The 11,584-nt window shown below is 64.9% G+C and carries 8 protein-coding genes; 5 read left to right on the top strand and 3 right to left on the bottom strand.

Annotated elements, in window-relative coordinates; genetic code table 11:
- Window positions 1-1,484 precede the first annotated feature (1,484 nt).
- Both QM841_RS40580 and QM841_RS40575 read left to right on the top strand, forming a co-directional pair.
- Window positions 1,485-1,625 (top strand): hypothetical protein, encoded by a 141-nt coding sequence (locus QM841_RS40580; RefSeq protein WP_200887862.1) that lies wholly within the window; start codon window positions 1,485-1,487, stop codon window positions 1,623-1,625.
- Window positions 1,626-1,789: 164 nt separating this feature from the next.
- Entirely contained in the window at window positions 1,790-2,071 is a 282-nt protein-coding gene (locus QM841_RS40575; RefSeq protein ID WP_269592235.1) for a hypothetical protein, read from the top strand.
- A 767-nt stretch (window positions 2,072-2,838) separates the two neighbouring features.
- Here the strand turns inward: QM841_RS40575 and QM841_RS40570 are convergent.
- Both QM841_RS40570 and QM841_RS40565 read right to left on the bottom strand, forming a co-directional pair.
- On the bottom strand, window positions 2,839-3,588 hold the full coding sequence (locus QM841_RS40570) for an IclR family transcriptional regulator (RefSeq protein WP_164063825.1): 750 nt from the start codon (window positions 3,586-3,588) through the stop codon (window positions 2,839-2,841).
- Window positions 3,585-5,057: an APC family permease gene (locus QM841_RS40565; protein WP_164063827.1), complete on the bottom strand. Its 1,473-nt coding sequence runs from the start codon at window positions 5,055-5,057 to the stop codon at window positions 3,585-3,587. Before QM841_RS40565 ends, QM841_RS40570 begins: the two co-directional genes overlap by 4 nt.
- Window positions 5,058-5,512: 455 nt before the next feature.
- Here QM841_RS40565 and QM841_RS40560 point away from each other — a divergent pair, with 455 nt between their 5' ends.
- From QM841_RS40560 to QM841_RS40550, 3 genes are all read left to right on the top strand, one after another.
- Window positions 5,513-7,450 carry a primary-amine oxidase gene (locus tag QM841_RS40560; RefSeq protein ID WP_283336430.1) on the top strand — a complete coding sequence of 646 codons (1,938 nt, stop codon included), beginning with the start codon at window positions 5,513-5,515 and terminating at the stop codon, window positions 7,448-7,450.
- A gap of 2 nt (window positions 7,451-7,452) precedes the next feature.
- The gene (gene eat, locus QM841_RS40555) at window positions 7,453-8,940 is read left to right on the top strand and encodes an ethanolamine permease (protein ID WP_283336429.1); all 1,488 of its coding nucleotides are present in this window, start codon (window positions 7,453-7,455) and stop codon (window positions 8,938-8,940) included.
- Between the two features lie 163 nt (window positions 8,941-9,103).
- Window positions 9,104-9,619: a hypothetical protein gene (locus QM841_RS40550; RefSeq protein ID WP_164063833.1), complete on the top strand. Its 516-nt coding sequence runs from the start codon at window positions 9,104-9,106 to the stop codon at window positions 9,617-9,619.
- Window positions 9,620-10,602: 983 nt separating this feature from the next.
- Here the strand turns inward: QM841_RS40550 and QM841_RS40545 are convergent.
- A complete protein-coding gene (locus tag QM841_RS40545; RefSeq protein ID WP_164063835.1) occupies window positions 10,603-11,535 on the bottom strand; it encodes a LysR family transcriptional regulator in 933 nt (310 codons plus the stop codon).
- Window positions 11,536-11,584 lie beyond the last annotated feature (49 nt).

The following is an 11,584-nucleotide window of genomic DNA, read 5'->3' as shown; positions in this document are numbered from 1 at the left end:
AGGAATCGCGGGCTGTCGCGGCGGGCGCGGGGCCCGGTGCAGGGCGATTATGTATGTCGATAGTCTCCACAACCTCAGGTTCGGCGGATGGTTCCACTGCTCTCGACTCGGCGGTGCACGCGGTGGCGTGGAGGGCGGCGGCGGGCGATGCAGGCGAGCGTGACGGACGAAACGGACGGACGGGCCGCTGCATGCATATATGGAACATCTGGATGGAGGGGTGTTCACCTATGGCGAAGGATGATGCGGGCGTTGGTAGCACCATGAACTGTCTGGGCGGCAACCACGCGTGAGAGGGGCCTCCAATCACACCTGATTCCGCTTGTTGCGGGCACGTTCTGCGCTACAAGGACCCTCGTCAGCCCGCCCAGTCGGTGTGCACCGTGTGGGCGGGCTGACGATCAAGGAGCCTTCCGTCGCAACGGGGATTGTGCCGGGACATAGCTTGTTGGTTCCGGTGCAGGAAACGAGAGGTGGAATCTATCGCCCCCGTACGTGCTGCTGAATCGAATCTGGCTCGCCCTGGTCGCCCTCGCGGTCGAGGTCACCGCAACCGTCTACCCAATTCGGGTCAGGGGCGCCGAGAATGCATGTGGAAATAGGCGAACGAGACTGGGGCAAGGGGTGACTCGCTCGGAGGGTGACACGTGATCCGAGGGGCGCCGCGTCACAAAATGCGAACAGCGGCGGTGACACGGTTGATGTGTTGTGGCGCAGCCAAGCGCAGCCCCCGCCAACGATGTAGATCAGCTGGCAGGGGCGCTACACGGACAATCTGCACGCAGTAACGAGCAGTGCATAATTGATCTTCGTGAGCCTGCACGGGGAAGTCCAGGGAGTGTGATCCATGCCATCGCAGTATTTTTCGCACCTCCGAATTACCGACCAGTAAGTGTGAGTTCGACGAGGCCTACTGCAGTGCGTGCACGATCCGGACGCGAGCTTCTGAGGGCGAAATGCGCGATCCAGCGACAAGGTGCGCTACTGGACCCGTTGTTCTGCCTCGCCGTAACAGTGCCGGCAGGCTTCGATAGCGGGCGATCAAGTGACAGTTCCGCTTCGCTTACCGATTGTTCTGTGCTGCACAGTGTCCAGTCGCATGGGCAACTGTTCCGCGCCATCGAGTATCTGCGGCGAGCCGCGCACCTACAGTTGTCGCCGACGACCAATGGCCGAGCCGGATCGCCACCGGCAGGCGGGCCGGCAACCCCACACGAATTGTGCTGGCAATGCGAAATGCGTGGGCGACATAGCTCAGGCACCAAGTCTGTGACGTAGAACACAGCTGAATTTGTGGGAGAAGCCTGGCGCTCGGGGATGTTCGGTTGCGACCCTGAACTGAGACCCAAACCTCCAGACCCAAATACGGTTATGGGCGTAGGTAGTTCGGCCAATGTGCAGGTGTCGAAATCGGTCCAAGGTAACCGGTACGCCACCATTCGACGTGGCTGCCGAAATTATCTGCACGTGAGAGAAGAGTTGTCATGGCACGGATTACCGAGAACCTGGGCGCGAGTCTGCTGAACACGTTGCGGGTCGGTGTTGTTAGCACTGTTCTGTACGCCGGACTGATCATGGGCGTGGTTGTGGTGGCGGTGTGGAAGTTCCCGATGCCCGGCGTATAGGGCCGCCCGCGGCCATCCATAGTCCTGCGCCGATGCCGGCGAGTGAAACACTCGGTGGCAGTTCGGCGATAGAGCTGACAGGGGCGTGGTTGTGCCCGTGGCCTCGCGTGGCCGGGGATCACGCGCGATACCCGTGACGGGCCCTGTTTACTGTGGAAGGGACGATGATGTTCGGGACCGGCGTAGGCCTCATGGTTGCACTGCTGGCGGTGACGCTTCTGGTGGTCCCCGTCTCGTTCGGTGTGGCGGCACGAGCGGACGCAAAAGTCCGCCGCCTTGCGGAGTTCCGAGCGTCTCATCCGAATCCGGTCGGCTCGGTCGCTGTCGCGGATGTAGACGAGCGGTGTGATCGGTGGCGGCAGCTGGCGACGCGGGCGTGGTTGATCTGCGTCGGTGCCTCCCTGGCCGCAGTAGCGGTCGTCGGTGTCCTGATCTGTGTCGCGTGAAGACGACTACATTGCCGCGAGTGCGCGGGGTGGTTACTTCTCGGCTGTCAGTGCGCGGCGAAGCTGCACCCTGCGACACCCAGCCCGCGCCTGCGGTATTACCGGAGTCTGAAACTATCTCGGCCCCAGTGTCATACGCGCCAGAGGCGCAGTTACGCCCCGGTGGGCCGAAGCGGCCCGGTCGGAGTGTAGTCCGCTCCGGCCGGGCCTCGCCGGGACATTCAACAGGTACCCGCGTGAGCCCTGACCGCGTTCCTCAGCACTGCGCGTCGGGAGGGGACGCGCTCCAGTCGAGAAGCGCGGTTCCGTGTTGGTGTACCTGGGTGGTGGGCGTCGCTGATGTCTCCTCGGATGTGCTGCGTGCGAAGTAATCGACCGGAGCCACGAATTTCGTCGGAGCAGTGCACCAATCCCTGCTAACCAGTCCAGGATTGGCTTGCGCCGTGTTGGGTTATCGACCTGCTCCTTCGTGTTCCGATGCGAGGAAATGGTAGATCCACCGCCCGCCGCGATCGCTGAAATGTGACCCAGGCCACACGCCTTTGTCGGTGGTCCAACTTCGGCCGGCTGCCGTCGGTCCAAGCTCGCCCGCCACCGAGTGCGTGTGCGGCGATGGTGATCGCTCCGGACGCCGCCCCCACAGCTCTCCCACGCATCCGGGCCACCGAGTGATCCGACCGCGCCGGGGCCCGCTGGAGGCCGGGGACCTCGCGGGCGGTCGCGCCGCTGCGGTGGATCGGTGCACGGTGGATATCTTCATATGCTGCCTAGAACAGCAACGGCGCGAGCACACCCGCGCACTGTTGCAGCGAGTCGGCGCGACGGAGGAGCGCGTCGATGCGGGCGGATGGGCCGGCGAGGCAGAGGGCGCCGGCGGTGTCTCCGTCCGGGTCGCGCAGCGGCACCGCCAGGCAGGCGAGGTCCTGTTCGAGTTGGTCGACCTGAACGGCGAACTGCTGATCGCGGATGGTGCGCAGTTCGGTGTCGAGAGCGGCGAGATCAATGACGGTGGCCGAGGTCAGCTGCCGCAGCGGAGTCGAGGGCAACGCTTCCTGCCAGATGGTGCGGTCGGCGAGTAAGAGTTTTCCGGCGGCCGAGGCGTGCAGGTAACGCACCAGCTCACGCGTAGCGCGCACGGGGTGATCGGGGTCGGCGTCGAGGACCCGCAGCGTCGTGTTGTGGAAGGCAATCACGTGGACGGCGAACCGCACGCTGTCGCGGAGGTCGTCGAGTTGCCGGCGCGCGGCGGTAGGAACGGTGGGGGAGACGGCGGCGGTGACCAGCCCGTTGAGGCGCGCGCCGAGCCCGAATCCGCGCAGATCCGAGGTCCGCACCAAATACTCCTCGGCGACGAGCGAGTTGATGAGCCGGTAGGCGGTGGCCTGCGGGAGGTGCAGGGCGCCGGCGATCTCCTTGGCGGTGACCCCGAGGCCGAGGGTGGCGACCACCTCGAGGATGTCGAGAGAGTTCGAGACGGTACTGGGGTGGTGTCGGGACGGGTCGGTGCGTGGGCTCATTGGAACGCGGCCGTGGGCAGCAGGTCGGTGCGCTGGGTCTCGTCGTAGATACCGACCGAGGCGAGCCGGTGCGGAGCCAGACGCCGAAGCGCAAGGGTGTAGAGCACCGCCGCAGCCATGATCACGGCATAGACCGCGAGGAGCACGATCCCGTCCTGGATGGCAAAGACCACGGCGTTGACGACCAGGAACAACAGGATGACGGTGGTCACGACACCGAGCACCCAGACCGCGGGGGTCGACTCTCCGATGCGCCGCAACAGGATCGGCGCGGACAAGCACCCCGCGAGATAGCTGCCGATATAGCCGCAGGCGCTGAGGGTGAGAAAGATGCGCAGACCCTGATCGGGCGAGACACTGGCGAGCAGAACCGCGATCGGCACAGCGGTCACCACGACCATCGACGCAGCGATGGCAGGGGCGGGCGTCTGAAAACGCGGGTGCGTGCGGCCGAGGGCAGACGGGGCGACGCCCTCGCGGCCCATGCAGAACAGCACTCGTACAAGCGCATTGACCGACGCCAGGGTGCAGGCGAAGAACGAGGCCGCGATTCCCAGGTCGAGGATCGCCGACAAACCGGTCGAGCCCTCCGAGACCAGCAGTGCCACCAGCGGTGTCGCACTCTCGCGCACCGAGTCGGGGGCCTCGGCGAGGGCGATCGCCTGCACCGGCAGGGCGATCAGATACAACGCGGCGGCGGCGACCGGGGTCCACCGGATCACCCGCGGCACCGACAGGAATGGGTGGCGAGCCTCCCCGCTCAGTGTCGTGGAACTTTCGAAGCCAACGAACGCGCTGACGGCGACGATGACGGACAGCGCCATGCCCTGTGCGTTGCCCTCCCAGCTCATGGCGGCGGCGACCGGTACGCCGGTGCGAGTCGTGGTGACCAGCAACAAGATCAGCAGGGCACCGACGAGGCCGACGGAGACACACTCGACGAGCAGGGTGATCCGGGCCGAGATCCGGATGCCGCGGATCATCACCAGGGCGGCCACCACGGCGGCCACCACCGTGACGGCGACGATCGCACCGGTGGGGGTGCCCCGCGCCAACCCGGTGGTGACGGCGATGTGCGAGAGGTAGGTGCCGACGGCGAGCAGGCCGGCCATGCCGACCGTCGCATATCCGACGATCGCGGACCAGCCGGTCGGAACGGCGGCGGTCGGACCGAGGCCGCGGGCGGTATAGCTGTAGATTCCGCCGACCGAGGCCATCCGCTGTGCCATCGGCCGTAGGCACGCCGAGACGAGCAGGATGACCACGGCCGCGCACACGAAAGCGGCGAGCGCGCCGCCCCCGCCGGCGGTGCCGATCACCAGCACCGGGATCACTGCCGCCGCACCCGACGGCGCGACCGCCGCGACGGACTGGGCAAATACCGGTATGAAGGGCAGCTGACGGCGCGGCAACCCCTGCACGGGTGACTGCGCCGCGACCAGCGCCCGCTTGTGCGGTGAAGTCGTCATGTTCCGCACGCTCATCTCTGAAAGAAGCAGCGAAGTCGCCTGGTCAGCAGCTGCACGCGGCCCTGGGTGGTGATCGATGTCACGCCCAGCGTCGAATCCATCCATTTCCGATACATGACGAGAAGGTTTCATCCATGTTAACCAGCTAGAGAATTTTCCGGCACGAAGTTCTCACCTTCGTTCTCGCCGGCGTGTGCTCCCAATCACAAAGCAGCGTTACGGTTCTTGCTGTGAACGGTTGACCGCACCCTGGCAGGTTTCTCTTCAGGGACACCTCGAAGGCGTCGGCGACCGATCACATCGCTAAGCGAAAGCCCGTGATCTACGCAGACATCTCCACCGATCGATTCATGAACCGACCCGGCCACCGTGCCACCCGGAAAATGCCCACCATCGAGGGCGCCTCTTCGTGATGTCGACGCGTGGCCGAACCATGCCCAAGGAGCGAGACACCCATGTCCATTCAGGAAATCGATCGCACGGTCGCCGCCCCGGGAACACATCCCCTCGACCCCCTCAGCCGGGACGAAATCTCGAAGGCGGTGTCGGTGCTGAAGAGCACGCAGGCGCAGGCGGACAGCTTCCGGTTCGTGCAGGTGGAGTTGAAGGAACCGTCGAAGAAGGCACTGCGGGGTGACCTCTCGCAGATTCGCCGCGAGGCCAGCGCCGTGCTGATCGACCGGTCCACTGGATACGGCTACGAGGCCACCGTCGACCTCGAGAACGAGAGCCTCGAGCGGTGGGTGGAGCTGCCGTCCGGCGCGCAGCCGCCGATCATGCTCGACGAGTTCGAGGAATGTGAGGTCAACTGCAAACGCGATCCCCGCGTCGTCGAAGCCCTGGCCAGCCGCGGGCTGACCAACCTGGACCTGGTGTGTATCGAGCCGTGGTCGGCCGGCTATTTCGGCAAGGATGACCAGGGTCGCCGCCTGATGCGCGCCCTCGTCTTTACCCGGCTCGACCCGGACGACAGCCCCTACGCGCACCCGGCCGAGGGCCTGATCATCATCTATGACCTCAACAACGGTGAGGTCGTCGAGATCGAGGACAACGGCCTCATCCCCGTTCCGCAGCAAACCGGCAACTACCTGCCCCAACAGGTCGGTCCGGCCCGCACCGACATCAAGCCCCTCGAGATCACCTCACCTCAGGGCCGCTCCTTCCGGGTCGACGGCCAGCACGTGACCTGGGGTGACTGGAGCTTCCGGGTCGGCTTCACCCCTCGTGAGGGTCTGGTGCTGCATCAGCTGATGTTCCGGGACGGCAACCGTGACCGGTCGGTGATCAACCGCGCCTCTCTGGTGGAGATGGTGGTGCCCTACTGTGACCCGTCCCCGGTGCAGCACAAGAAGAACGCCTTCGACGCCGGCGAATACAACATCGGTGCCCTGGCGAACTCCCTGGCACTCGGCTGCGACTGCCTCGGCGAAATCCAGTACTTCGACGGCATCGTCAGCGACAGCCACGGCAACCCGATGACCATCAAGAACGCGGTCTGCATGCACGAGGAAGACGACTCGATCATGTGGAAGCACTACGACTACCGGCAGGACACCGCCGAGGTCCGGCGCTCACGGAAGCTGATCATCTCCTTCATCGCCACCGTCGCCAACTACGAGTACGGCTTCTACTGGCACCTCTACCTCGACGGCACCATCGAGTTCCTGGTCAAGGCCACCGGCATCCTCTCCACCGCAGGCCAGCAGCCGGGCACCAAGTCGCTGTACGGGCAGACCCTCAACAACGATGGCCTCTACGCCCCCATCCACCAGCACATCTTCAACGTGCGTATGGACTTCGAGCTCGACGGCACCAAGAACGCGGTCTACGAGGTCGACACCGAGGTGCCCGGCACCAACCCGACACAGAGCTGCTTCTACACCGTCGACCGTCTCCTCGAACGGGAACAGGACGCCGCCCGCCTCGCCGACGCCGGCAAGCACCGATTCTGGAAGATCGTCAACCACGACCGCCGCAACATCGTCGACGAACCGGTCGCCTACCGGCTCCAGCCCACCGACGCGATCACCCTGTCCGCCACCCCCGATTCCTGGGTGGCCAAGCGAGCCGGGTTCGCCACCAACAACTTCTGGGTCACCGCCTACGACGAGACCGAGCGCTTCCCGGCAGGGGAGTACCCGAATCAGTCCCGCGGCGGCGACGGCCTTCCCGCCTACATCGCGGGCAACCGCAACATCGTCGACGAGGACATCGTGGTCTGGTACACCTTCGGCATGCACCACGTGGTGCGCCTCGAAGACTGGCCGGTCATGCCCCGCCAGCACGTCGGCTTCATCCTCCAACCCCACGGATTCTTCGACCAGAACCCCACCCTGAATCTGCCCCGCCCCGAGCGGCAGGCCGAGGGGTCGCACTGCGGATGCGAGGACTAGCCATGAGCACCGATCCGGTGGCGGCCCCCGGCCGCCACACCCACGCGGGCACCACCGGTGCCCACGCCGCGGGCGGAGTCGGCTACGACAACGTCGCCGACGACTACATGCTCCGCCGTCAGCTGCGCCGCGGCACCGCAGGACCGGTCCTGCTGATCGGACTCGGCGTCGGCTACGTCGTCGCCGGTGACTACGCCGGCTGGAATTTCGGAATCGGCCACGCCGGCTGGGGTGGCATGCTCATCGCGGTCGGACTGATGGGCCTGATGTACACCGCGATGTGCCTGGCCCTGGCCGAGATGGCCTCGATCATCCCCACGGCCGGCGGCGGCTACGGCTTCGCCCGCCGCGCGATGGGACCGTGGGGCGGCTTCCTGACCGGCACCGCCGTGCTCCTCGAATTCGTCCTCGCCCCGGCCGCGGTGGTCACGTTCATCAGCGCCTATGTCGACAGCCTCTTCGGGATCAGCGGACCCTTGGTGTATGCGGTGTTCTACATCGCCTTCATCGGTCTGCACCTGTACGGCGTCTCGCAGGTGCTCAAGCTGATGTTCGGCATCGCCATCGTCGCCGTGATCGGGTTGCTGGCCTTCTCGATCGGAATGATCCCGCATTTCGATGTCAGCAACCTCATCGACATCGCCCCCACCAATGCTGTCGGCGCCAGCAGCTTCCTTCCATTCGGCATCGTCGGAGTCTGGGCCGCCCTGCCCTACGCGATGTGGTTCTTCCTCGCGGTCGAAGGCGTCCCCCTCGCCTCCGAGGAAGCCCGCAACCCGGTGCGCGACATCCCCAAGGGACTGATCGGTGGTGTGCTGGTGCTGCTCACCCTCGCCGCGCTGCTGCTGACCCTCGGACCCGGCGGATCGGGCGCATCGACCCTGCAGGACTCCGACAACCCGTTGATCGACGCCATGGAGGCCGCCAACGGCGGCACCACCTGGCTGAGCCAGTTCGTCAACGTCATCGGCTTGGTGGGTCTGGTGTCGAGCTTCTTCACCATCACCTACGCCTACTCGCGGCAGACGTTCGCGCTCTCGCGGGCCGGCTACTTGCCCAAGGTGCTGTCGCTGACCAACGGGCGCAAGACCCCGTTCCTGGCGCTGATCGTGCCCGGGGTGATCGGATTCATTCTGTCCCTCACCAGTTCCGGGGACCTGCTCATCCTGATCTCGGTGTTCGGGGCCACCGTCTCCTACATCCTGATGATGATCTCGCACATCGTCCTGCGGATCCGGGAACCGCACCTGCACCGCCCCTACCGCACCCCCGGTGGAATGCTCACCTCCGGAATCGCCCTGGTCCTGGCCGTCGCCGCCCTGGCAGCCGGGTTCATGGTCGACCCCTCGGTGGTGTTGTACGCGGCCGCCGCGTACGCGGTGATGATCGCGTACTTCGCCTTCTACAGCCGACACCACCTCGTCGCGAAGGCACCCGAAGAAGAATTCGCCGCCCTCGAGGAGGCCGAATCCGAACTCGACAACAGATGACCGTGACCGGTTCGGTCCGCGCCCATCAGGGTGCGGGCCGGCCACACACTTCTGGCAAACCCGCCGCACTGCACCATCGCCGAAAACCTGTGCGCCCTCTTTCCGTACCCAGCTCAGGGCGCGTCCTTGCCGGGAACCACGAGTGAACCCAAGGAGAGAACTCATGGCCACCTCCGCCGCCGCCACCGTTTGGCGGCCCACCCTGCCGGTCAATCCCGTGCGGGCGACCGCCGCCGGGAAGGTCGCTGCCCTCTTGGTTCTGGCCTGCGTCGCAGCACACATTCCGGTGCTGCTCACCCACCTGCCCCACTCTCCCGGCACCAGCCTGCTGATGCTCGCCCTCTCCTGCGCCTGCCTGTTCTGCGTCGGGCATCTGTGGACCAAGCCGACCATCCGCGACTGGTCCACCACGGGGGCATTGGCAGCCGGGATGCTCGTCTTACACGCGATGATGATGGTCTCGATGACGAACACCCTCATCGGCGCGGCGAACACCGCGACCCCCGGACACCGTCACCGCTCGGCCCCCCACACCGTGGACGCCGCCCCTCCGCCGAGCGGTACGCTCGAGTTGCTGTTCTATGGTGCGAGCGCACTCGCACTGATCCAGGTTTTTCTGGCGGTCGTGATAGTCCTGCCCACCATGCTTCGGAGCCGAAGCCAGCGCACCGCCGTCTGATGACTCGTGATGCTTGATGGCTCGTGATGTCGGAGAGTGTTCCGCGCTTTTCGGAGGTAGGGATGCGGCGCAACCTTAATTCACCCTCGGGCAGCAGCCGTGCGTTGTCGGCGTCGTTGCGGTGGAATTCTCGAGTGGCGCGTGTGCGGTGCTAATCGATGTAGGGCAGACCGGGGCCGGTCGCGGCGCCGATCGGCCGGTGTGGCCGCCATCTGCCGCTGCCCGTCGCGGCGATGATTGGTGCCGAGATTTGGGCGGTCATCGCCGGGCACCGCACCGGCATTTGCGCCGCAGCACCCCCCGCGCCGTCGAATCAGGCGACTGCGCGACGACGACGCCGCGGATTACAGCACGACCATCGCTGCACAGGAGACGCCGGCGATTGACCTCGGCTCCGAGTACTACCGCACTGGGGTCGAGGCGCGTCGCCGCGCTCACGCCGCCTTGACCGACGTCCCCGACCTGGTCGAACAACGTCGAGGACCGGATCGAGCAGCTCTTGCAACGCACCCTCGACCTACTCGACGCCGAGAGCCGTGTCTGAGGTGCGTCGAAGGGGAGCGGCGAGCTGTTTGTCAAGATGTCTTGACGGTCCAGCTGGCATCGCACCGAATTATCGGTCGCAGCGGACGCGACTTGAGACGCCACCTGGGGGGATCAGCGACTCGGCCAGTAGATGGTCGAGGCCTTTCGGCATCGCTGTACGAAAAATTCTTGCTCACCGGTTCCGGCGAATCGGTGATCCCGTCCTCTAGATGAGCTTCGACGTCCGCCTACTGCGCATGAGGTGGTTCACGGGCTGTGCAGGTCGATGACGGCGGGTCGGTGCGCCGCGGCGGACGAGTGCGTCTCGTGTGGTTAGTCTAGCCGTGATCACGCGTATTCAGCAGTTCGGGAATAGCTGTGCCGGTGAGCTTTCCGGCGTGAACTGCGGCTCGAGTGGTTGCCACTGAGTCGGGTTCACTGCAAGTAAGAAGTACCCATCAGTCGGCGCTACCGCTTTCAATTCGGGCCACGAGGTCGCGGTGCTCGTCGCGGACTTTTCGCGAGACGGCTATGAATGCTTGGACCAGTGGAGTTGGTTGTCCGCGCCATCCGACACATAGCGTCGATCCCGCCACTTGACCCAGCGTTCGGTACACCAGCGACGCCCGATGTGCGAATCGGTCCATGCTGGGCACAGACACCGACAAAGTGAGACCCGCCGCTACGTTGTCCAGCTCTTCATCCATCGTTGCGGTTTCCCTGCTGATGCGGGGCAGATTGTCATCGTCGACCCCGAGATCACGCAGTGTCCAAAATGCGCGCCAACGTGCGTCGTCGGTAGCCGGTGCTGAAATTACCTGATCCTGCAAATCAGACAACAGCACCACGTTCTGCGCTGCAAGAGGGTGCGAGCTCGTCATCCCAATTGCAAGCGGTTCAGTGAACAAAACTTCAGAGTTCAGGTCGGCCAGATCGATCGGTAACCGCAAGAACGCCACATCCGTCTCTCCGGACCGCAGACCACAGGAGGGATCTGTGAGGTCGTAGCTTTCGATCCGAGGGCTGACGGACGGGTGACGAGTTCTGAACTCCGAAATAATCAACGGTGTCAGCTCCAGTGCTGACGCGGCAAAGAACCCGATGCGCAGAACACCGGACATTTTGGAATGCGCTCGGTGCGCGTCTGCCACGCCCGCGTCCAGAACTGCCAACGCCTCACGCGCTGAACGGAGAAAGGCCTTGCCAGCGTCGGTCAGTTCGACTGCTCTCGTTGTCCTTTTAAGCAGCGGTACGCCTACATCGTGTTCGAGTTCAGTGATGCTGCGACTCAAACCCTGCTGCGAAACGTACAGACTCTCTGCTGCACGGGTGAAGTGAAGGGTCTCTGCAACTGCCACGAAATGCCGTAGACGACGCGTATGAACGTCCATCGAACTCGCTCTCGGTATCTAAAACTGCAACGCCAACCATCATGGCCCC

The sequence above is a fragment of the Rhodococcus sp. IEGM 1307 genome (assembly GCF_030056915.1).
In the GTDB taxonomy this organism is placed as follows: Bacteria; Actinomycetota; Actinomycetes; order Mycobacteriales; family Mycobacteriaceae; genus Rhodococcus_F; species Rhodococcus_F opacus_D.
This window is presented reverse-complemented; position numbering and strand designations above follow the sequence as displayed.